The sequence below is a fragment of the Cupriavidus sp. OV096 genome, from assembly GCF_900115455.1.
GTDB lineage: Bacteria > Pseudomonadota > Gammaproteobacteria > Burkholderiales > Burkholderiaceae > Cupriavidus.
In genome coordinates this window covers 12081-35347 of sequence record NZ_FOWM01000007.1, presented here as the reverse complement: position 1 = coordinate 35347, position 23267 = coordinate 12081, and the positions used below count along the sequence as shown (strand labels likewise).

The window sequence follows — 23267 nt, the reverse complement described above, 5'->3', positions numbered from 1 at the left end:
GGCGGCGCGGTATGTCAAACGGTACGCGTCAGGAGGACCGCCTGGCCGATGCGCTCGCATCGCACCACCTGCTGCCGGACGAGTTCGGTCTGGCGGACCGCCTGCGTCTCACCCTGGCGCAGGCGCGCGGGTTGTGCTTCGGGGCGGGCGGCGACGCCAACTGGGATACCGTGCTGCGCCAGGACGAATCCATCCTGCTGGCCGAGCTGGCATCGTTCCCGCTTGAGCGTCTGGAACGGGATTTCCTGGCCGCACTGGACAGCGAAGGCGAGGGCGCGCTGTGGGCGCGCATCTGGCAGCTGGTGCGCGCCTACGACGGCTGGTGCTGGTGGCTCGGCGGGCAGGGCGTGATCGCTCACGGCGTGGGGGACCAGCCGCCCGTGGCCGACGGCAACGGCATGGGCGATGCGCTGCGCGAGGCGCTCTACGCGCAGATCTCCCAGGGACTGGCGAGCGTGCTGCGCACCGGCATCGACGCCTTCGGCCACGGCGGCGGCACGCTGCACCCGGCCTGGGCGATGCCGGCCGGGCATGGCGCCCACGCCGACGCCCCTCTGGCCGGCACGTTGCCCGAAGACGATGCCGCCGCGCGGCGGCAGTGGCTGCGCCGTGCCTGGCTGGCCATGCGGTTGGCCATCGCGCGGCTGCAGCCGCTGGCACGCGCGCGGCTCGGGCCCAGCCTTGCCACCGGCCGGCACGAGCCCGCAATGGGCCTGCTTTTGACGGCGCTCCAGCTGTTCCAGTACAGCCGCGCGCCGCTGAACCGCTTTCCGGACCGGCTGATCGATTTCTACTACCGCGACGTGCTGCGCCTGTCCCCGCGCCCGGCGGTGCCCGAATCGGTGCACCTGCTGCTGGGCCGTGCGCCGCGTTATGCCGGGCCGGTCGATATCGACGCCGGTACGCGCTTCCTGGGCGGCAAGGACGCGCAGGGCCGCGCGCTGGCTTTCGCCGCCGATACCGCGCTGACGGTGACCGATACCGCGGTCGCCATGCTGTGCAGCCTGCGTGTGGCGCGCGACCCGAGCATTTCGCCTGAGCGGGAATTCGACTATCCCACGCGCATCCAGGTCGAAACGCTGCCGCTCCTGCCGCCCGAGGCCGCGTATGCCGAACGTGCGCCGTGGTGGCCGCTGCTGGGGGGCGCCGTGCGCGACTCGGCCGCGCAGGCGCACGACGCGCGGCTCGGCTTCGCCATTGCCTCCCCGCTGCTGCGGCTGCGCGAGGGCCAGCGCGAGATCCGCGTCCGGCTGCAGCTGTCGCATCCGGCCAGCGACGATCCGGCGCTGCAACGCGCATTGCGCACCGCGCACGCGGCGCGCACCGTCGACTGGCTCGCCGATCTGTTCCAGCGCTACGCGGCGCGGGAGCGCCAGCAGTTTCCGCCACGCCCACGTCCACGCGCAACGCCGGCCCCCGCGCCCGCTGAATCGTCCGAGCCCGCCACGCTGGCCCAGGAAGCCTGGGCGCGCTCGCCGGATTTCGGGTCCGACGTGCAACTGGCCTACCTGCTCGCGGCCTGCCTGGCCTGCGCCGACGCCGAGCGGTTCGCGGAACGGCTGGGGCGGCTGTTCGCGGCCTGGCTCGTGGCAGGCGAGGAAGACCTGCGCGCCGCCGATCTCACCGCACTACGCGCGCACGCCGCCAGGCTCGATCCGTCACGCGCGGGGCGCCGCGTGGAGATCGACGATCCGCTGATCCTGATCCACCCACCGCGCGACGCCGCGCAGGCCGGCGCGCTGCCGGACCGCGCGCTGATCTTCGAGCGGGTGTTCGCCGATGTCTGGCACGTCCAGTTGAGCGTGCCCACGGGTTGGCTGCGCATCGACACGGTCTTCACACGCCGGCGGCCCGGCAGCGGCGACCATGCCGGCGGGGCCATCGAACTGACGCTGCGGCTCGGCCCCGAGCAGCCCCCGGTGGTGCCGTGCCAGCCCGCCAGTCATGGCGCGCCGTGGCCGGCGCAAGCCGTGCTGCAGTGCATGCTGCGCACGCAGAGCCGGCTCTTTGCGCACGGCCTGCTGGCGCAGTACGCGGTCCACGATATGCGCCTCAGCGTGAGCGTGCAGGACATGCGCGACGTGGTGCTTTACAACCAGCTTGGGCGCCTCGACCCCTCCAAACCGTTCCTGCCGTTCGGCCCGACGCCTGCCGTCGGCAGCCATCTGGTCCTGGGCAGCGCCGAGTTGGCCTGCAAGCCGCTACAGGCGCTGCAGGTCGACCTGAAATGGTCGGGCCTGCCCACCGCGCCGGGCGGCTTTCCCGAGCAGTACGCAGGCTATCCCGGCGACTGGTCGGCCAGTGACTTCGGTGCCGGCGCGCAGGTGCTGACCGATGGGCAATGGCGCGGTGCGGATACTGCGGTGCTGTCGCTGTTCAGCACGCACGACGGCGATGGCCGCGGCGAGCGCCTGGTGCCCGGCCACCGGCTGGTGTTCCCGAGCACGGTGCTGCGCCGGTTCCAGCGCGCGGCCGCACCGGTCGCCCCGGGCCAGCCGTTCCAGTATGGCCTCGGCACGCGCGCCGGTTTCTTCCGATTCGATCTGAGCCAGCCCGCCGGCGCGTTTGGCCACGCGGCCTATCCGGCGCTCCTCGGCGCAGCGCTCACCCGCAATGCGCGGCGCAAGCGCGCCGGTCCGCTCCCGCGCGAACCCTACACGCCGGTGCTGGAAAGCCTGTCCCTGCGCTACCAGGCCAGCCAGGACATCGACCTCGTCGGGGAGCCGAACGGCGGCCATGTCGATGGGCTGGTGCAGGCGGCCTATCACCTGCATCCGTTCGGCGTTTCGCCGATGGCGCGAGCTGGCGGCCAGCCGCCCGCGCTGCTGCCGCGCTTCCCCCATGACGGCAATCTCTACATCGGCCTGTCCGGCGGCAATCCACAGGGGGCGCTGAGCCTGTTCTTCCACCTGCGCAGGGAGGCAGCGGCCGGGCGCTGGGCCGATGCCGAGCCAGCCTTGCATTGGGCGGCGTGGCGGGACGGTGGCTGGCAGCCGCTGCCGGCGCACGCGCTGGTCAGCGACGGCACGCAGGGCATGCTGCGCCCGGGCATCGTCCGGCTCAACCTGCCGGCCGGCATGGCGACGGACTGCCTGGCTGTGTCGCGTCCCGCCGGCCAGGCGTACTGGCTGCGGCTCAGTGCCGATTGGGGCTTCCTGCGGCTGGCGGGTCTCCATGGCGTGCACGCCCACGCCGTGCACGCCACGCGCTGTGCCCCGGCCGATGCCGGCATCGCCCCGGACGCGGTGCAGGTAGCCTTGCCGCCGGGCAGCATCGACCGCCCCGAGCGCAGCGTGCCGGGTCTCGGCGCGGTGGTGCAGGTCGGCCCGTCCGAGGGCTGGCGCGCCGCCGATCGCCCTGAGGCGGTGCGCCAGCGCGGTGCCGAGCGGTTGCGCCACAAGGCGCGCGCGGTCACGCGTTGGGACTACGAGCGGCTGGTGCTCGATGCCTTCCCGGCGGTGTGGAAGGCCAAGTGCTTCCCCCACCACGAGGTAACGATCGACGACGACACGGCGGCCAACCGCAGTACGCGCCATCGCCACCTTGCCAACCATCCCGGGCAGGTGCTGATTGTGGTGGTGCCGCATCCGCATTCGGGCGACCTGTTTCGCAGCACCGAAGCCCCGCGCTTCGACGCCGCCGTGCTCGACGCCATGCAGCGCCACCTTCAGTCGTGTGCGCCGCCCGGCGCGGCCGTGCGGGTGCGCAACGCTGCCTACGAGCGCGCGCAGCTGCGCTGCATCGTGCAGCTGCGCGCCGACGCCCACCCCGGCGCGGCGGTGCGCCAATTGAACCGGGCGATCGTCGAATACCTGTCGCCGTGGCATGCGGATGGGCTCGGCGCGGAGTTCGACTGGAGCGTGCGCGCGGAGGCCGTGGAAGCGTTCCTGCGCGGCCAGCCCGGCGTGGCCGCCGTGGGCCGTGTGTCGATGCTCCATATCGTGCGCAACGACAGCCAGTTCAACGCGCTGCGCGACACCGCCACGCACGTGACCCACGGCGAGGCGCGCACGCTGCGCCCGGCGCAGCCGTGGAGCCTGCTGCTGCCCACGCGGCGTCACCTGATCGAGTTGCGCGACGAGGTCGGCCCGCTGGTGCCGCAGCGCACCGGCATCGCCCGGCTCGAGGTGGGCCATACCTTCATCGTGGGCCGTTCGCTGCCGACGTCTTCCGCGCAGGAGCGAGATGACCAGTAGGAACCGAGAATCCCTCAAACGCTATTTCCGCGAAGGCGCGCTGCCTGACGAGGACCATTTCGCCGATCTGATCGACTCGATGCTCAACATGAGCGACGAGGGCTTCCGCAAGACGGTGGAACATGGTTTCGAGGTCTATTCGCCGGTTGGTCACGATGCGTTGATCAGCTTCTTTCGCGACCAGGACCCCGAGCGGCCCGCTTGGCGCATCGGCTTCGGCGGTGAGCGCGACGCGCTGCTGGTGCAGGGCCGCGCGGCCGGTGCCGGTGAAGGGGAGGGCAAGGAGGAGGGCGAGGTGGGGCCGGCGCTGCTGTGCCTGGACCAGGCGCGGCGTATCGGCATCGGCACGGAGCAGCCTGCGGCCACGCTGGACGTGGCCGGAGCGGTGCGCAGCCGGGGGCGCCAGGGCGCGTTCGGGCGCACGCATGCGACCCCGCTGCGCGCCGATGGCACGTGGCAAGACCTGACCGACGACCTGGAGGGCTGTCAGGCGTTCGAGGTCATGGCCGGCGCGGGGCTGCGCGGCAAGGGCCGCTTCGGGATGGTCCACGCCATCGCCGTCAACACCTACAACCCCACGCTTGGACTGTTCGACTTCCTGAACCGCAAGCGCGGCATCCGCTGCACGCACGGCTACTACAGCCGCCGCTGCGACAAGCTCGAATTGCGCTGGACCGGCACCAGCGGGCGCAATGCCACGTACCGGTTGCAGATCCGCACCGGCTGCGATTTCGGGCCGGACGTGCAGATCCAGGCGCAGCTGACCCAGCTCTGGTTCGATCCGCACATGAGCGGAGGCCAGCCGTGAGCCGAACCAACCCCGCACCCATGACCGGGCCGATGTCGGGTCCGGGCGCTTCCACCGATCCGCCGCCACGCGGCACCGTGTTGCCACCTGGCGCAGTGGATGCCGACGCGCTCGGTACGGCCGCCATCGCACGGCTGTACGGCGACGCGCCGTTCAGCTATCCCGACCTGCGCGCGCGGGGCATTGCGCTCTCGCAGGCGGCCAGCGGCCAGCTCTGGACCGACTACAACCTCCACGACCCCGGCGTCACGCTGCTCGAGTCGCTGTGCTACGCGATGACCGAAGGCGTATTCGCCGCGGACGCCGACGTGGCCGACCTGCTGACCGCGCCCGATGGCCGCATCCATTACCGCCGCCACGCGCTCCACGGCGCGGAGGAAGCGTTGCCGTGCCGGCCGACCACCGAAGCCGACTGGCTGCGCTACCTGCTGGACCGCGTGCCGGCGGTACGCCAGTTGCGCCTGCGCATGCCCGCAGCGGACGGGCGATGGCAGATGGCGCTGCGCGTGGCTGATGGCGACGGCGAGGCCGCCGCGCGCGACACCGTGCGCGCCTACCTGGCCCAGCGCAACCTGGCCGAGGATCTCGATGGCGCACCCGGCATCCTGCGCCCGCGCTGGTGCGCGCTGGAGATCCGCCTCAGCGTGGAAGGCCCGCGCGAGCTTGGCGACATCCTCGTCGAACTGGTGCGCCGCTGTGCCGACATCGTCGGTGCCGCGCCGCCGCGCCAGCCAGTGCAGGCCCGCCTCGCCCAGCGCGACGCCCAGGGCCGCGTGCTGCCCACCGACGAACTGTTCGACGGCCCCGCCGTGCAGTGCGGCTGGATGGCCACGGAAGACCTTCGGCACGATCCGGCCAACCGGCTTTACTTCAGCGACCTCGCACGCGCACTCCGCGAGATCGACGGCGTGGCCGACATCAGCACGCTACGGCTCGTGCCACTTGACGCCCCGGCCACGGACGTTACCCATGACGAGGCCGGCGACAGCCTGCCGTGGCAGGGCCCGGACTGGGCGCTGCAATTGCGCTGGCCGGAAGATGCCGATGCGCTGGCACGCTGGGAAGTCAGCCGGCGCGGCAGCCGGCTCCATCTGGATACCCATGCCCTGCTGGTACGGCTGGCCGATGCTCGGCAGGCTGCGCGCGTCGCCCTGACAGCGCCACGTACGGCGCCGTATGCAGGCCAGTTGCTGCGGCGGCCCACCGGACACTACCTGCCCGATGCCCCCTACCTGTCGAGCTGGCACCACTTGCCACCGCTCTATCGGGAGGCTCACCTCGCGCCGAAGGCCGACCCGGTACGGCAGGCCCAGTTCGGCGCCTATCTTGCCCTGCTCGAACAATGGCTGGCGCACGGCAGCGCGCAGACCCAGCACCTGCGGGCACTGTTCAGCGTGGCACGCGCGTCGGCCGACAGCTACTGGTGGACGCCGCTGGACGCCACGCACATCCCCGGCCTGGCCGGGGTGCCGGCCGACACGCCGGCGGCCGTGCAGGCGGCGCTCAGCCAGGAAGACGACGCACCCGAGCGACGCAGTCGCGTGCTGGACCTGATGCTGGCGCTGCACGGCGAATCGTGCGACCAGCACAGCATCCAGCGATTCGGCGTGTACTACGATAGCGCCGCCTGGCAGGCCCATCTGCTGACTTGCAAGCGGCGCTTCGTTCAGCGGATCGTGCGCCATACGCGGGACCGCGCCGGCGGCTTCGACTACAGCCGCCCCTCACTGGGGCGGCGGGGCAATACCGCGCCGCTGCAGGAGCGCGTGGGGCTGCTGCTCGGCTTCGCCGAGACGCACAGCCGGCGCCTCGCGGGCGTGCTGGCGCGCCACGGGCTGGCCCTCGACGAACGCCCGCCGCACGTCGCCCAGCCGCCCATCGCCCCCGCCACCCGCCCGACACCCCAGGCGGGCGCGCCCGACCACCCCGAGCTGCTGGTGATGTACCCGCCGGCACGCGCGCGGCTTGTCGCGCATTACGAGGAAGACCTGGCCGAGCGCCAGGTGCATGAACGGCTGGCTTTTCACTTCCCGCAACTGGCGCCGCAGGCGCTGCCGGCAGCACTGTTCCGCTGCGCAGTTCATGCCGGGCGTTATCACCGCGTGGAAGGGGCATCGGGGCCGGAACTGTGGTTGGGGCCGGACGAAGCGGGCCATTGGTGGCCGCTGCCGGTGCGCGACGGACCCGGCGGCGTGCTGGCACCCGCGCTCTACCTGCATGAGCTGGCCTGCCGCGTGCAGCGCGAGGCGGAAGGTCTTCATCTGGTCGAACACATCCTGCTGCGCCCGCTGGGGCAGGATGGCGGCCAGCCGGACGTGCCCGAAACCTTCTACGCCCACCGGATCAGCGTGGTGCTGGCGGGATGGACCGCACGCGGCGCGGACCGGAGCTTTCGCGATCTCGCAACGGAGACCATCGGTCTCGGCTGTCCGGCGCATGTCAAGCCGGACGTCCATTGGCTCGACACCACCGCGCTGGCCGCCTTCGAGCGGGAGTTCGCGGCATGGCTGGACGCCCGCATGGCCCACGCCCGCGACAGCGCCGCCGTGGCGCAGCTCGACGTCTGCGCCGCGCGGCTGCGGCGGCGGCTGGCCGCCCTGGCGGGAGACCAGCCATGAGGCAGGCGCATGCGATCGAGACGCTGACCTGGCACGCGCTGGGCTCCGACGACCGCGAGGCAGCGCGCGCCCATCAGGCCCGCCTCAGCGCGTTCCTGAACGGGCCCGGGCGGGCGACGATTGCCCGTGTGTTTTCGCGCCTCTCCGTGCCGGGCGAGGTGTGGCAAATTGAGCGGCTCGAAATCGACACCGGCCCGATGCCAGCGGATGGCAGCTTCGGCCAGTGGTCAGCCATTCTCGAGCGCCAGCTGGCCGACGCGCTGCACAACACACTGCATAGCGCGCGTCACCGCCAGCGCGGAGGGGGCATGCGTGCGGACGCCGCCGCGCTGGCCGGCATGGCGCCAAGGCCGGCGGACCACCAGCGGCTGGAGCACTTCCTCTTCTATCTGCGCCACGGACACCTGCCGTGGTCTCGCAGTGCGATGGCGGGGCGTGGGTTGTCGGCGTGGCTGGCCACGCTGGCACGGCGCACGGGGCCGCGCCTGTGGTCGTTGCTGCGCGCGCTGCGCCCCGCGGACTACGTGCTCGCGCGCCTGAGCCAGATCACGCCGTACCAGGGGTTGCAGGCGCTGGTGGCGATTCGCCATCGGGAACTGGCCGAGAGCCTCGACATGCTGGACGCGCAGATCCTCGCGCCGCTCCAGGCACGCGGTCGCCTCAGCGCCTATCAGGTGCAGCAGCTGCAGCAGGCGTGGCGGGTGGCGGCGTTCCGCACGCTGTGGGACCGGCACGCCGGGCACCTTGGCGCAGATGGCATCCAGCGCTTGCGGCGCGAGCTTGGCGCCGCACTGGCGCGGCAACTGGGGCAGGGCGGACTGGGCGCGTGGCGGCCCGCACGCCGGCAACCACCGGGCCGCGCCAACGATGCCGCGCTCGCCCCCCTGCTGTTTGCTGGCGTTATCGACACCGTGGCTCCCGGCGCGATGCTGGCCCCGGTGCCTGCGCGCCTCGCCCCAGGCATGCCGGGGGGCGCGCCCGAGCACGCGCGGCGACCGCTGGATGCCGCGCTGGAACGGCTTGGCACCGCACTGGACGGTAGCGTGCCACTGCACGGCGCGGCGCTGGAGGTGCTGCTGCAGGATCTGTATCGACGCGAACCCGACGTGCTGCGGGCCCGGCTGCGTGGGCTGGTGCTGCGGGACGGGCAGGCCGAACAGTGGCTGGCGCGGCACGGCGCGCCGCTGACTGGCCGTGTGCTGCGGGCGCTCGCACCGCGCGACGACGCGGCGCGCGGCGCGAGCCTCGGCGTGCACTGGGCCGAGTCGCTGCGGCAGTTTGCGCTGGCCGCGCTGGCCCGCCCGGCCGGCGTGGGCCGCGCCGCGCGACCCGGGGGCGTCTCGGCGCTGCAAGCGTGGCTCGCGGCGTACAGCCTGCGGCAACTGGCGCTGGGCGAGCGCGCACCGACCGACCAGCGGCGCTGGGAACGGCTGTGGCAGCGCGCGCTGCGGGCATGGCAGCCTGACCATCGCCCGTCGCGCCGCCCGGCGGCTTCAGTGGCTTCAGCGGCTGCAGCGGTTTCATCGGCGCCCATCCAGGCCGTTCCAGGCCCTCAGGCTGTCCAGGCCATGCAGGGATCGACGGCAAGGCCGGCGACGTATGCGCCACAGACGCCTCGTGCGTTGGCCGGCCGGCTCGACTGGGACGCGATTCACCGCATCGCTTCCCGCACACTGCGGATTGCCCATCTGCTCGCCTTGCCGCAGCGTCCCGCCGCGCGGCGGGACTGGATGGTGCGGCGGCAGGCGACGAGCTGGTTGGCCGATCCCGCGCTGTGTGCCGACTGGATTGCGGTGACGCGGCCCACACAGCGCTGGGCGCTGTTGGGCGTGCTGTTCCCGCGCGAGCTTGGCACGTTGCGCGAGGCCAGCGCCGCGCTGGCGCAGACCGCGGCGCTGCTGGGTCCCGACCTCTCGGCAGCGGCGCGGGCGCGCAGCCACTGGCGCTTTCTCGCACACCATGTACTGGTGGAGCAGCGGCCGATCACGGCGGCATCGCTCGCGCGGCGCCATGCCTTGTACCTGTATCGCGAGCAGGGCCACGGCGCAGGGGCGCTTGGCCAGTGGCTGCGGCGTGTGGCGCAGGCCAGTGCCAGGCCGGAGGCGCCCGAAGCCACGCCCCCGCTTGCGCCGGCGGTGAAGCTGGCGAAGCTGGGGCAGTGGGGTCGGCTGGGGCGCTGGTGGCGGCGTGGGCATGCAGCCCCGGCGTCCTTGCCGGCGCCAGCCCTGCCTGCAGGCGCCATCCGTGCCTTGCACGCTGCACCCACCGAAACCGAGCAATGGGAAGCCCGCCAGCCACTGGACTGGCCGCTTCCGCCATCGACAAGGAATTCACCCGTGGCCGACCGCCCAACCCCTCCGGCGCCGGCGCGCCCCGAAGCCGCCGTACTGGCCGAACTCGCCGCGCTGGAAGCCGCCATCGCAACGGGCACGCATTACGTGTCCGATGCCGGGCTCGTGTTGCTGGCCAACTATAGCCAGCAACTGTTCCGCATGCTGGACCTGCTCGACGGTCCGCGCCTGCGCGATGCGCGGGCGGCATCGAAGGCGGTGCGCTGTCTGGCGTGGCTGGCGCACGGTCACGACGACGCCAGCGAGCCCGAGTGCATCCTGCCGAAGCTGCTTTGCGGCATGCCGCTCGGCGAGCCGCTGTCCGCGCCTGCGGAAGGCCCGACCTGGCTCGACACGGAGACGCGCGCGGTACTCGACAGCCTGCTGGGCGCGGTGATCGCCCACTGGAAGACGATCGGCCAGACCTCCCCGGATGGCCTGCGCGAGACGTTCCTGCGCCGCGAAGGCCGGTTGGTGCGCGAGGAAGCCGCCGCCGGCACGCACTGGCGCCTGGTGGTACGGCCTGCGCCGTTCGACATGCTGCTGGACCGCCTGCCGTGGTCGTACGCCACCATCAAGCTGCCCTGGATGCAGGAGGCGCTGTATGTCGACTGGCGCTGAGGTGGACATTGCCCTGCACGCCGAGGCGTTGCGGCGCGAACTGGACTGGCTTGTCGCCGCGCTCGATGCCCGCTTCCGGCAGCATTTCGCGCAGCCGGCCGGGGCGTCTCCCGCAGCGCATGGCGACGCAACCGAGGTGGCGCCGGACGTGCCGCCGCCGCCCGCGCTGCCCGCCGGCAGCGCGTTGTCCGTCATCGTGACGCAGCACGGGCTCGCGGCCCACGAGCGGCTGGTGCTGGCGCTGGCGCTGGCACCGCACCTGCGGCCCTCTGCGCTCGACCTGTTTTTCGTCAAGAACCGCGATTTCGACCGGGGCTTCACTGAATTCGGCGGCAGTCGGGCGCAGCACCACGGCGGCTTCCTGCCGAGCGGGGAAACGGCCATCTTCCTGCTGGCTGGCGAGGACCTGGCCGCCCGGATCGCCGCGCTGGCCCTGTTCGACCCCGATCATGCGTTTGCGCAAGCAGGCCTGCTGCAGCTCGATGGGGAGATCGGTGGCGAACCGCAGTTGAGCGGCGCGCTGCGCGTCAGCGCCGAGACGCTCCAACGCCTGCAGACCGGCGTCTGGCACAAACCCGACTACAACGCGCAGTTTCCGGCGCGGCGCATCGCCACGGCGCTGGCGTGGGACGACCTCGTGCTCGCGCCGGACGTGATGGACGAGATCGAGATCGTGCGCACCTGGCTGCGCGACGGCCCGGCCCTGATGGAGACCTGGGGCCTTGCCAGGACCGTCAAACCCGGCTACCGCTGCCTGTTCTACGGCCCACCCGGCACCGGCAAGACGCTGACCGCCACGCTGCTGGGGCAGGACGCGGGCGTGGACGTGTACCGGATCGACCTGTCGATGGTGGTCTCCAAGTACATCGGCGAAACCGAGAAGAACCTTGCGCGCGTGTTCGACCAGGCGCAGAGCCGGCGCTGGGTGCTGTTCTTCGACGAGGCGGACGCGCTGTTCGGCAAGCGCTCTGCCACGCAGAGCAGCAACGACCGCCACGCGAACCAGGAAGTGGCCTACCTGCTCCAGCGCGTGGAGGACTTCCCGGGCACAGTGATCCTGGCCACCAATTTGCGCGGGAACCTCGACGAGGCCTTCTCGCGCCGCTTTCAGTCGATGATCTATTTCCCGATGCCTGATGCAACCCAGCGGCTGCGGCTGTGGCGCAGCCTGATCCGCGAGCCGGGGCGGCTTGCGGCCGATATCGATTTGCCGGAGCTGGCCGAGCGGCATGAGCTGTCTGGCGGGGCCATGGTCAACGTGCTGCGCTTCGCCGCCTTGCAGGCCCATCGGGAGGGCGCGGTGCAGATTGGGGCCGGGCATCTGTTGCACGGCATCGCGCGCGAGCTGCGCAAGGAAGGGAGGACACCATGAGGCCAGCGCGGCGGGGTCTTGCAGCGGCGCTATTCGCGGCCGGGCTCGGGTTGCTCTGGCCTGCCCCGGCGGCAACGCCGGGGCAGGCATCGGCCGGGGTGGCCCCGCCTGCCCCGGCTTCCGTGCCGGCTTCGGCTGCCGTGGCGGTGCCGGCGTCCGCGCCGGCCGGTGCGCCGCTGGCGGTGGTGACGGTGGTCGCCTCGGCGCCGGCTGCGCTGTCGTGCGCGGTGGCGCCGGGCCAGCCCGTGCCCGATCAGTGCATTGCCGATGCCGACCCGCTGTCGTTCGAAAAGACGGCTGTGACCACGCTGCCGGCGGCGGTAGAGAACCTGCCGTATACGTACCGCTTCCGCGCCACGGGTGGCGAGCCGCCCTACGTGTTCCGCGCGGCTGACAACGGCTTGCCGGAGGGCCTGGCGCTCGATGCGGCCGGTAACGTGCAGGGTGCCACGGCGAGACGCGGCCGGCACACCTTCCTGGTCGAACTGCGCGACCGCTGGGGACAAGGCGTGCGCCAGCGCTTTGCGCTGAACGTGGTCGGGCCGCGCGCGCCGTCGCCGGCACGGCCGGCTTCCACGCCCGCCGCCGATCCGCCGATCCAGACCGTGCCGATCGCGGCCACGCAAACCCCGCTGCGTGGGCGCACGCTGATCGATACGTGGCTGCTGACCGAGGCTGTGCTCGGCAAGATCGCCCCGCCCGCGGCACCGCCGGCGCCGGAGGGCGAGGCCGATGGCGAGGGGGCGGGCGCATCGGAGCCCCCGGCGCCCCCGGCGCCCCCGGCACCACCGGCGCCAGACCCCGATGGCCTCGACGAACTGAGCGAGGCCGGCGCCAGCCAACTGGCCACACTGTTGCAGCCGTTGGTCAATGTGGAATACCCGACGCGCGCGCTGTTCACCGCGGCCCTCGATGCGCGTGTCTGCACCTACGCGGCGGAGCTGACCGCCAAGGTCGCGCTCGATACCGGCAAGGCCGCCCCCGGTGCCGCGCAGTGGCGCGAGCGCTGCCTCACGGCATGGCAGGGCCCGCCGCCGAAGACGCCACCCCAACTGGCCGAGACGCCGGTCAAGTGGCAGGACCTGCCGGCTACGCTGCTGCCGCCGCGCGTACGCGCCTGGCTGGTCGAGCAGGCCATGACCAGCCACGATGCCGCCAAGGCCGTGGCACCGGGCTGGTCAGGCACCGGCTGCAACTGCTTCGTGTCCGAGTCCACCGGCAAGGTCTATGGCATGGTGCCGAACTGGAGCGACCCGAAGACCGGGCCAAAGACCGACTTCGGGCTCTATGACCGGCTGGTCGGCTATGCGCAGCCGTTCGACGAGGACGGGAACGTCACGCCCCTCGCGCCCGATGCGGCGCAGATCGACTTCCTGCGTGCGATCCACCGTTATGGCAGCAAGCTGGACGTGACGCTCTATCGCAAGGACTGGCAGTTTCTGCTGCGCCTGCCCGAGACACAGCGGCGGCGCGTGGCCGAGGAGGCCGCACGGCAGGCGCTGCGGCTGATCGACACGCCGCTCCGGCGGCTGGACACCCGCTGGGAGGACCGCGTTCCCGGGCTGGCTGGCGAGAGCCATGTCGGCGACGGCATCACGCTGTTCCTCGACCAACCGACGTTGCCCGGCGATGCGCGCTACGCCGCGTTCGACGACTTCCGCAACCGTCTGGTGCACGCGCTGATTGCCGAGATGCGCCAGCGCCACCGCCACTACACGCTGAACCTGATGGTCCAGGCGGCGGACCTCGTGCCTGCGCTGCGCCACGGCGACGAGCCGGCCACTGCTACGGCGCCCAAGCCGTCCAATCCGCCCACGCCCGCCGCACGGGGCAGGGCGCCTCCGCCGCCGGCGCCGCCGGCTGACCCTCCCTCTGCTACCTGGACCTTCGACGGGCTGCTCGACTATCTGGTGCGCGCCGAGGATCCGCCGTTCCAGGATGGTCGCATCGCCGTGGGCGCGGGTGGCTATCGATCCCACACCAATGTCACCGTGCGTTACCTGGTGGCGCTGCCGGAGCCGACCACGCTGAGCAAGAAGACGCTGCGCGAGGCCGTGGAGAGCACGCCGGCGCTGGCCGGCACCAACCGGGCAATCCTGATGCGGCGCATCCTGCCGCTGGTGTCGGTGGGCAGCAGCCAGGCGCAGCAGATGAGCGACGACATGGCTTACTTCAACGACAACTTCGGCGGGGTGGCGCTGTGGCCGCAGCCGGTGGCCGATGCCACGTTCACCCACCTGGTGGAAACCACCTTGCGTGGCACCATCCTGGCGGGCGAGACGCGCGAGGGCGCGCTGTGCAATCTGGTCTGCGACTGGCGCTGGGCGCTGCGCGCGGCGTTCTGGCTGCTGCTCGGCATCGTGGCCGTGTCGTTGGCCGCGTTGCTCCTCTCGTGCCGCGTGCGCGCGCTGGGCCGGCCGTACCAGCTTTATGTCGTGGTGGCGGGCATTGTGCCGCTGGTGATCGGCGGGCTGCTGTTGCGCTGCGATCCCGACCTCGCTTCCGCGAACTTCAGCAACCAGCTGCTTTTCGCGGTACTGGCGGTGGTGATCGTCGCGCTGCTGGTGCCGCTGCTCAAGCCCAAAGTGCAGAGGCCCTGAGCCATGGCGAAGCGCTTGCTACTGGCTCAGGCCCTCGCGCATCGCGTAGCGCGTCAGCTCGGCGATGCTGCGGATGCCGAGCTTTCGGAAGGTGTTCTCGCGATGGCTGGCGATGGTTTTGTCGCTGAGAAACAGCAGGCGGGCGATCGACTTGGTGCTGTGCCCCTCGGCAAACAGCTGCGCGATCTGGCGCTCGCGCGCGGTCAGCTGCGGCAGCCGCAGCGGCACCTCCACGGCGGCGGGGCTGCGCGCGGCGTGGAGCACGCCGCCGATCAGCTCGCCGCTCAGGTAGACCTGGTTAGCCATCACGCGGCGCACGGCGCTGGCCAGTTCGTCGTAGGAGTTTTCCTTCAGCACATAGCCCGATGCGCCGGCGTCGAGCGCCGCGATGACTTCCTGGTGCTGGTTGTTGACGGACAGGCACAGCATCTTGCACGGCATGGACTCGGCGGCCAGCCGGCGGATGGCCTCCATGCCGTTCATGATCGGCATGCCGATGTCGAGGATCGCCACGTCCGGCCGGACCGAGCGCACCAGGTGAAGCAACTCGATGCCGTTGCGGGCCTGGGCCAGCACTTCCATGTCGGCTTCACGCTGCAGCAGTGCGATCAGGCCCTCGCGGATCATCGCGTGGTCGTCGGCGACCACGATGCGGATGGTCATGGCGCGCCCGCGCCCGGCCAGCGGACGCGCGCGCGCACGCCCCGGCCTGGCGCAGTCTCGAGAGCGAGTTCCGCCCCGACCTGGCGCAGCGCGCCCGGCAGCCCGCGCAAGCCGCAGTGGCCGCGCGCGGGCTGGTGGAGCAGGGCGGCGTCGAAGCCGGGGCCGTCATCGGCGATCGTAATGTCGATGGCGCCATCGACCCCGCGCAGGGCCAGCGCCACGCGCGCCCCCGACGCATGCTTGCCGGCGTTGGCGAGCAGCTCGCGTATCGCGCGCAACAGCACACGTGCCACCGCCGCTGGCGGATCGGCGGGCAGCGGCGCCGCATCGACATCGATATGGATACCCTGCCGGCTCTGCTGCCGCGCGGCCTCTACGATCCGCGCGCATTGCACCGGAAACGCGCATGGGGGCTCCGGGGCTGCCGGCGTGGCCGCATCGAGCAGGCCGGCAATCACGTCGCGCGTGGTGCGCAGTGCGTCCTTGACGAGTTGGCGGCCGTGGCGCAGCGCCGCGTCGCGCGGGTCGCTGCTCGTGCTTGCGGCAGCGGCGGCGGCTCCCTGGGTGGCCGTGTCGATCTGGATCAGCGCGAACGAGAGGCGTTGCGCAAGGTCGTCGTGCAATGTCTGGGCCAGGGCCGCGCGGGCGGCGGGGTCAAGCGCGGTATGGCTGCCCCGATGGTAAGAGACGGCACGCAAATCGTCGAAGTGCGATGCCGGCACAGGCAATGAACCACTCATCATTCGTCCGAATTCCCGAAAAGACTCAACAGCTCTCCGGCAATGCCTTTGCATTGGACGCATGGTTGCGGCGCCGTCAGCCGGGATTTTGGCCGGCCTCGTACAGGATGGAACCTGGGGGCCGACGCGTATCGGACAGTACTATAGATCGCGTACCCGCTGCGCATCCTGCGGAAAAAACGCGTAAAACAACGAGCGATTTCTTCTTGTTTAATCGAGATGTAAGCGGCGTTTAATCCCGTATCGCGCCGCGATGGCGGGGCGCTTAGTCCCTGGCGCCTCCGACCACTTCATGTGACATCGTCGCGTGACATTCGATTGACTAGTATTGGATCCACCCTCAAGTAGACGGAAGAAGACGGACCTGCCATGCGCCTGAAAGTGGAAAAGCCCCATCGCCCCGAAGCCAGCCACGCATCGCCGCGCGCGCGACGGGAGCCTGAGAACGCCCACGACGCCATGCACGACGGGCGCCTGCAGGCGCCCGTCCAGCGGCAGGCCCAGGACCTCGCCAGCCATGGCGAGCGCGCTAACGCGCTGCGGGACCGGCAGGCGATGGCCGATGCGCGGTCCGATGGCCTGCCGGCACAGCTGAAGTCGGGGATCGAAGCGCTCTCGGGTATGTCGATGGACCACGTGAAGGTTCATTACAACTCGCCAGCGCCGGCGCGCGCGCAGGCCTTGGCTTATGCCCAGGGCCACGACATTCATCTGGCGGCTGGCCAGGCGCATCACTTGCCCCACGAGGCGTGGCACGTCGTGCAACAGGCGCAAGGCCGCGTGCAGCCCACGCGCCAGCTCAAGGCGGGAATTCCCGTCAATGATGACGAAGCTCTCGAGCGGGAGGCTGACCGGATGGGCAGCCTGGCGCTGGCAGGGGGGCAGGGCACGGCAGCGCCCCGGTCTGGCGTGGCGGCCGCGCACGGGGCTATCCAGCGAAAGCCAGACGCGTATGGCGACGTCGAGCATGCGACAAAGAAGGCCGGCAAGCAGGCGGAGGGCCATCCCGAGGCGCCACTCGATGCCTCGCTCAAGTTCCAGCGTTTCCGCAAGCTGAACCGCCTTGCCGGCGCGCTCTACCAGAACCGGGCGGTGCCCCATATCGACCCGGTGGTGACGGGGCTGAAGACCTTCCTGGTGACCGTCGATACCGATCTCGGCCTCACCGAGGCGACCATGCCGGCCGATGACGGCATTCACCGCGACAGCGTCAGCGCACTCCAGGAGGCCGTGAAGCCGGACACCGCCCTCACGCCGCAGGACTACGAGGCATACAGTTTGCTCGGGCCGCTCGATTTCTGGCTCGAGAACCAGCACAGCTCGGACGATGTCCAGCTTGAACTGCGCAAGCTGCGCCTGAGAATGGCCGAGCGCCCCGGCGTCAGCATCGTCGCGCATCGCGGCCATGGTCCCACCAACCGCACGCGCGGCGGGCTGATCCGCCAGACCGATCTGCGCCGCACCGGCAACCCCGCGGAAAACTCGAAGTCGGCGTTCGACGCGGCCTATGCCCAGACCACGCGCACCCCCACGGCACCGTCGCTGGACGGTATCGAGTGCGATGTCTTCCTGTCGCAGGACGATGTGCCGATCCTCAGCCACGAAGGCAACATCAAGGAACAGCTCTCTGACGCGCAAAAATTGGTGCACCACGCACTGGTTGGCGACAACACGCATATCGAGGACCTGACCGCTGCCCAGCTGACCGGCATCCAGCGCACCGCCAGTGCCGACAGCGCATTCCTGACATTGAGGGGCTTCCTCGACGGCACGCTTGGCGTCGCGCAGTCTTACTTCACGGCCAGTGGCAAGCCGCTGCGGGTGGAAATCGAAATGAAGGGACACCAGGCCGACGAGAAGATCACGGCGGCAACCAACCTGATCACGGGGCCGAATGCGAAGCAGCGCAAAAAGGATGAGAAGACGCGGCTGGAGGCCGAATACAGCGGCAAGCTGGAGGGTGCGGTCGCCAAGGCCATCAGCCAGTTCAAGAAGGCGCATCCCGAGCCCTGGTGGGAAATTATCCTGTTCAACAATTCGCCCGATGCGGCGAAGCGCTTCGACGACCTTCGCAAGAAAAAGCCGCACCTGGGCCAGATCTACACCGGACTCGGCTCGAACAACACCGTCCATGGTGCCGACGCCCGGGTGGACGAACTGCGCATGGCGGCATCGGGCGAAAACCTGGCGCTCATGAAGGGCAACAAGAACTTCATCGTGACCTATGTGCCCGGGGCGGAACGCGCGGCGGAAACCCCCGACGCGCCTCTGGGCGACCTTGATTTCGCGCCCACCCAGAAGCCCGAGTATGTGGACCGGGTCAACAACGAGATGCGAGACACCACGGGGGCCCAGTCGACCATCATCTATCGGATTCTGGCCGAGACGGCCGGCGCGAAGAACGTGCACCTGCTCACGGACATGCCCCGCAACGCCGGATACTACAAGGGCATGCAGGCGCTGGCGGCGGACCTGAACGGCAAGGCGCCGAGTGCGATGCATATCGCCTGGAACGGGCTGCGGGAGGACCAGAAAACGGCCGTGCGGACGCTGGTGCTGGTCTCCCCGGAGACCTATCCGGAGGCCTACCGGCGGATCTTCCACCACCAGCGGCGACGCGGAAAGCGGGGGCTGTGACAGGGCGCCACCGCTGGCGCCCGGCGTCTGGTTCTAGTCGTCCAGGTAGGCCGTGAGCGATTTCTCGCTGCCCACGGGCCCGAAGATCGGCTTGTGGGCCTTCGTGGCCTTCCAGCGCTTGCTTGCCGTGCGCTTCTCGCGCAGCGACTTGACGGAGGTGTCGGTGTAGAACTGGTCGAGAGTCACCTGCAGGTCGGACAGCATCGTGAGCTTGTCCTCCAGCGCCTGGCGCTCGTCTGTGTCCACGGTCTTGTCGAGTTCCATCTCCAGACCAGTCTCCATCTTGTCGATCAGGGCTTTCTTGCGCTTCAGGTAGTCGGACTCCAGCCGCGTGACGTGGAAGTCCGTACCGTGCTGCTGGTTCGCCCATTCGACGCGCCGCTTCAGCAGCTTGCGGCGCTTCGTATGCTTGCGGTCGCGCTCCTCGGCGGTTTTGCGGCCGGGGCGCGCCGGGCGCGCCGAGTCCATTTCGTCGATCAGCTGCTTCTGCGAAGCCACCTTGGAAAGCGTGGCCAGACTGACCGTGAACAAGTCCATCCTCGGCTTGTTCTGGAAGATGTTCTCATCGACGTCCATGACGCTGGCGTCGCTGTGCGTCCCATAGTCTTCTGCATCGGACTGGTCATCGTCCGACTCCTCGCCGCGGGTGCTGAACTTCGGGAAGCCGAGCGTGTTCTGCACGTAGGTGGTTGCCTCGTCCGGCGTCGTCAGATGCGTGCCGTCCATCTGGGTCATCTGCTGGGCGAAGGCGTTGTTCAGGTGCAGCCGCTGGGTGAAGAAATTCTCCGGGGAGGGCGCCTTGTTTTCCGGCAGGGCCCGATAGGCGAGTTCGAGGATCTGCTTGGTGCAGAGGAAAACGGCCTTGTAGGTGGCACCGTCGAGGGTGCTCTGGGGCAGCGGCCGGTTGACATCCATCAGTGCGGAGAACGCCAGCTCGGGCTGGTCCGGTTCGGTGGGCTTGGGGGGCAGGGTCCTGCCGAAGCCGTGGCTGGCGTCGTGCACCAGCATGGCCTTGGACTTTTCCAGCTCGAACTGGCGGAACCGGTTTTGCCCGGCCTCCTCGTCGGTCGGGCCCTGCTTCCGGCGCCCCTTCAGTTGCGGATGATTGAACGCCTGATATTGCAGGGCATGCTGCACCATCAATTGGATGTCGGCGTCCATCCGGACATCGACATGGAGCTTCATGCGCTCGAAATTGTCCACCGCGGCCTGGGCGGCCTGCTTGGCCTGTTCGGGATCCATGCCCTGGGTGGCCGCTGCAAGGATCGAATGGAGGTCGACGTACGAGAAATCGCCCACCGGATCGGCCTCCACGGCCTCTGTATCCGAGTCGTCGTCGCTACGCTTGCGCTTCTTCTTGTTTTCCGCTTTGGTCTTCGCCTCCTGCTCTTCTTGCGCCAGATGCCGATGGGTCCGCGAGCGCGCTTCCGGATAAGACGCGCCCACGTTCCGGGTGGTATGCAGGCGGCGGCCAATCTGTTTCAGCGCGAACCGTTCCAGGCGGGGGTCGTCGAGCTTGTCGAGGAGTTCATGCGTGTTCAGCGTACCATGGTCGCCCTTGGTGGCGAGCGCAACCAAGGCGGCGATCTGACTGGGCGTGGCCTCGTCGCCATAGAGTTCCCTGGCGAGCTTCCCTGCGGCGGCCCGGCTGCTGATGTCGCGCAATTCGTCATCCTTCTTGTAGACGAACTTGCCTTGCAGGACCGGAGACGTGCCGGCGGCAGTCAGCGACGCGAGCGCCTGGCGCTGATGCAACTGCCGGGGCGAGCGGTCGACCAGCGCCTGCCGGCCGCCCGCCGCCACCGGCGTCGCCGATCGCTCGGCGGAGCCGGGTTCCGTGGCATGAGGATCAGGGGCCTTTTTCTGCCTCGTCAGGGATTCACGCATTGGGATCGCTGGAAGGTTGGGATTGCCGAGGACACTAGCAGGCCGCTCGCGTGTTGTCCACGAGGGCCGTGGTGGGTATTCGATGCGCTCGCACCAGCCACCCCCCGATTGGGGGATGTGGCATATCGCCGGCGCTGATAGAGTCGCGCGCAAGCTGCCCCGTTGAGGGCGCAAGTGGCCGCCGGCTCAAGGCTTGGGCGGCCTGCATCACCCATCTGGTGGTGCAGGCCGCGCCCGCCAAGTCGTACGCCCTTGTGCTGACCCCGGCGAGTCTGGTCGTGACGGCCGGCGGCGCCGCGCAGACCGTGACCGTCGCCGTGCGCCGCTCGGACGGCGTGGACGGGGCAGGGGATCTCACCAACTGGGCGTGGACAACGGACGATCCAGACCCTGGCCGCCGGCGCGGCCGACATCACGGCCACGGCGACGCTGGCCGATGGCAGCCGCATCAGCAGCCGACCCGATCAGCGGCGCGCTCGCCGCGGTGCAAGGTAGTCCGTTTGCGGCCACGGGGCAGATCGCCGATCTCGCCTTTTTGCCGTCGGGACGGGTAGCGTACGCGCTGATGCGAGACACAGACAGATTGATGCCATTTGCGCTGGACCCGGCATCCGGCGTTTTGGAAGCCGTGCCAGCTGCCGCGATACCGAGTCCAATCGCGGGAGTTAGAACCATCGCCGTGTCGCCCTCTGGGCAGTCGTTCTACGTAGGCTTGGATTCTGGCTGGACATTTCGGTACGACGTGGATGCCGCCAGTGGTATGCCGCGTGCCTGGACTAGCAACATCAAGGTGGGATCCGCAACGCAGGCGGGGACGGCTATCGCGATTTCACCCGACGAACAGTGGATCTACGTTGCCGGCATGAGTGCGGATGCGGTCACGACGTTGCGGGGCGATCTTTATATCGGATTTTTTGCTGACACGCCTTCCGGAGGCATCGGACCGAATGCGGCTGTGCTTTCGCCGAACGGGGCGTTTCTCTATACCCCTAACATGGGCAGCGGCACCGTCGGCGTTCATGCACTGGCTGCCGGTTCTGGCCTCATTGTCGGTACCAACGCGTTTGCAGTGGGTTCGGCGCCGACCGATATCGCGATGGCACCTTCCGGCCAGTTTGCCTACGTGGCCAACAGCGGCAGCAACAATATTTCGTCTCTTCAGATCGATGCCACAACAGGCATGCCGACAACGGCTCCGGTGAATGTTGCTGCCGGGATAGGCACCCAAAGGCTGCGCGTGACGCCGAACGGGAAGTTTCTGTACGCGCCGGCGCTCAATGGATCGGTCTACGGCTACGCGATTAACGGGACGAGCGGTGCCTTGACCGCGGTGCCGGGCAGCCCATTCCCCACCGGCAACGGCAACGTGGCGATCGCCATTGTCGAGCCGAGGCCCTGAGGAGAGGCGGGCCGGTTGCGGTTCCAGCAGGACCGCAACCGGCCGACGGACGACTCGACCAGCGGCGATGGCATAAGCCTCGCCTCGCCGCTCCGCCTCACGTCTCCTATGCTGTTCAAGCGCCTGCGCCGCTTGACCTGCCCCCAAGGAGATCCCCCATGCTCACCCAAAAAACCAAAGACATCGTCAAGGCCACCGCTCCCGTCCTGGCTGAGCACGGCTACGACATTATCAAGTGCTTTTACACGCGCATGTTCCAGGCCCATCCTGAGTTGAAGAACATCTTCAACATGGCTCACCAGGAGCGGGGGCAGCAGCAGCAGGCGTTGGCGCGGGCGGTTTATGCCTATGCGGAAAATATCGAGGATCCGAGCAGTCTGATGGCGGTATTAACCAATATCGCCAACAAGCACGCGAGTCTGGGTGTTCGTCCCGAGCAATATCCTATCGTCGGGGAGCATCTGCTTGCGGCGATCAAGGAAGTCTTGGGCAGTGCAGCGACGGACGACATTATCTCGGCATGGGCGCAGGCGTATGGGAATCTTGCCGATGTGCTGATGGGGATGGAAAGCGATCTGTATGAGCGGTCGGGGGCACAGGACGGGGGCTGGACGGGCTGGCGGCATTTTGTCGTGCGGTCAAAGGACGCGGAAAGCAGCGTTATCACCTCATTCGTTCTGGAACCCGTCGATGGCGGGCCGGTGGTCAACTTTGAGCCCGGCCAGTACACCAGCGTTGCCATCAACGTGCCTGCACTGGGTATGCAGCAGATTCGTCAGTACAGCCTGTCCGATATGCCGAATGGCCGCAGCTACCGGATCTCGGTCAAGCGTGAAGGGGGCGGGCCGCAGCCGGCGGGCTATGTATCGAACCTGCTGCATGACCACGTGAATGTCGGCGATGAAGTCAGGTTGGCAGCGCCTTATGGCAGTTTCCATATCGACGTCAATGCGCGCACGCCCATCGTGCTGATTAGCGGCGGCGTAGGGCTGACGCCGATGGTCAGCATGCTGACGCAGGCGATCCAGGACCCGCAGCGGCATGTAGTTTTCGTGCATGGTGCCCGTAATGGGAGCGTTCACGCCATGCGCGACCGGCTGCGCGAGACGGCTCGGACATTCCCCAATTTCGATTTGATCGTGTTCTACGATGCGCCACTGCCGGAGGATATCGCCAATCACGACTACGATTTTGCCGGGCTAATCGACGTGGCGGCGATCAAGGATTCGATATTGCTGACCGATGCCGATTACTACATTTGTGGCCCGATTCCATTCATGCGGCTCCAGCATGACGCGCTGAAGGGATTGGGCATTCGTGAGTCGCATATTCATTACGAGGTTTTCGGCCCCGACCTGTTCGCCGAATAACCCAAGAAGGCCAGCGAGCAGTGGAT

12 protein-coding genes are annotated in these 23267 nt (G+C 69.4%); 9 read left to right on the top strand and 3 right to left on the bottom strand.

Annotated elements, in window-relative coordinates:
* Positions 1 to 11 precede the first annotated feature (11 nt).
* The 6 genes from BM115_RS16930 to BM115_RS16905 are packed head-to-tail and all read left to right on the top strand — an operon-like array spanning position 12 to position 14545.
* Positions 12 to 4196: a baseplate J/gp47 family protein gene (locus BM115_RS16930; protein WP_092296316.1), complete on the top strand. Its 4185-nt coding sequence runs from the start codon at positions 12 to 14 to the stop codon at positions 4194 to 4196.
* On the top strand, positions 4186 to 5004 hold the full coding sequence (locus BM115_RS16925; protein WP_092296313.1) for a hypothetical protein: 819 nt from the start codon (positions 4186 to 4188) through the stop codon (positions 5002 to 5004). Before BM115_RS16930 ends, BM115_RS16925 begins: the two co-directional genes overlap by 11 nt.
* Entirely contained in the window at positions 5001 to 7622 is a 2622-nt protein-coding gene (locus tag BM115_RS16920) for a hypothetical protein (protein WP_143093911.1), read from the top strand. Before BM115_RS16925 ends, BM115_RS16920 begins: the two co-directional genes overlap by 4 nt.
* A complete protein-coding gene (locus BM115_RS16915) occupies positions 7619 to 10573 on the top strand; it encodes a contractile injection system tape measure protein (RefSeq protein ID WP_092296307.1) in 2955 nt (984 codons plus the stop codon). Before BM115_RS16920 ends, BM115_RS16915 begins: the two co-directional genes overlap by 4 nt.
* The gene (locus BM115_RS16910) at positions 10557 to 11945 is read left to right on the top strand and encodes an ATP-binding protein (protein WP_092296304.1); all 1389 of its coding nucleotides are present in this window, start codon (positions 10557 to 10559) and stop codon (positions 11943 to 11945) included. Before BM115_RS16915 ends, BM115_RS16910 begins: the two co-directional genes overlap by 17 nt.
* Entirely contained in the window at positions 11942 to 14545 is a 2604-nt protein-coding gene (locus BM115_RS16905) for a putative Ig domain-containing protein (RefSeq protein ID WP_143093910.1), read from the top strand. The genes BM115_RS16910 and BM115_RS16905 overlap by 4 nt, the downstream gene beginning before the upstream one ends.
* A gap of 18 nt (positions 14546 to 14563) precedes the next feature.
* Here BM115_RS16905 and BM115_RS16900 read toward each other — a convergent pair whose 3' ends face one another.
* Positions 14564 to 15208, bottom strand: a complete 645-nt coding sequence (locus tag BM115_RS16900) for a response regulator (protein WP_092296299.1) — start codon at positions 15206 to 15208, stop codon at positions 14564 to 14566.
* On the bottom strand, positions 15205 to 15951 hold the full coding sequence (locus BM115_RS16895) for a sensor histidine kinase (RefSeq protein ID WP_177219950.1): 747 nt from the start codon (positions 15949 to 15951) through the stop codon (positions 15205 to 15207). The genes BM115_RS16900 and BM115_RS16895 overlap by 4 nt, the downstream gene beginning before the upstream one ends.
* 366 nt (positions 15952 to 16317) lie before the next feature.
* On the opposite strand from BM115_RS16895, the gene BM115_RS16890 reads away from it, so the two are divergent.
* Positions 16318 to 18585, top strand: coding sequence for an eCIS core domain-containing protein (locus BM115_RS16890; RefSeq protein ID WP_092296293.1), 2268 nt, complete (start codon positions 16318 to 16320; stop codon positions 18583 to 18585).
* A 33-nt stretch (positions 18586 to 18618) separates the two neighbouring features.
* Here BM115_RS16890 and BM115_RS16885 read toward each other — a convergent pair whose 3' ends face one another.
* Complete coding sequence (locus tag BM115_RS16885; protein WP_143093909.1) at positions 18619 to 20472, bottom strand: hypothetical protein; 1854 nt, start codon at positions 20470 to 20472, stop codon at positions 18619 to 18621.
* A 436-nt stretch (positions 20473 to 20908) separates the two neighbouring features.
* Here BM115_RS16885 and BM115_RS16880 point away from each other — a divergent pair, with 436 nt between their 5' ends.
* Together BM115_RS16880 and hmpA are read left to right on the top strand one after the other, a co-directional pair.
* Positions 20909 to 21871 carry a lactonase family protein gene (locus BM115_RS16880; protein ID WP_092296287.1) on the top strand — a complete coding sequence of 321 codons (963 nt, stop codon included), beginning with the start codon at positions 20909 to 20911 and terminating at the stop codon, positions 21869 to 21871.
* Positions 21872 to 22029: 158 nt separating this feature from the next.
* Positions 22030 to 23241 carry an NO-inducible flavohemoprotein gene (gene hmpA, locus BM115_RS16875; protein ID WP_092296285.1) on the top strand — a complete coding sequence of 404 codons (1212 nt, stop codon included), beginning with the start codon at positions 22030 to 22032 and terminating at the stop codon, positions 23239 to 23241.
* The last annotated feature ends 26 nt before the right edge of the window (positions 23242 to 23267 follow it).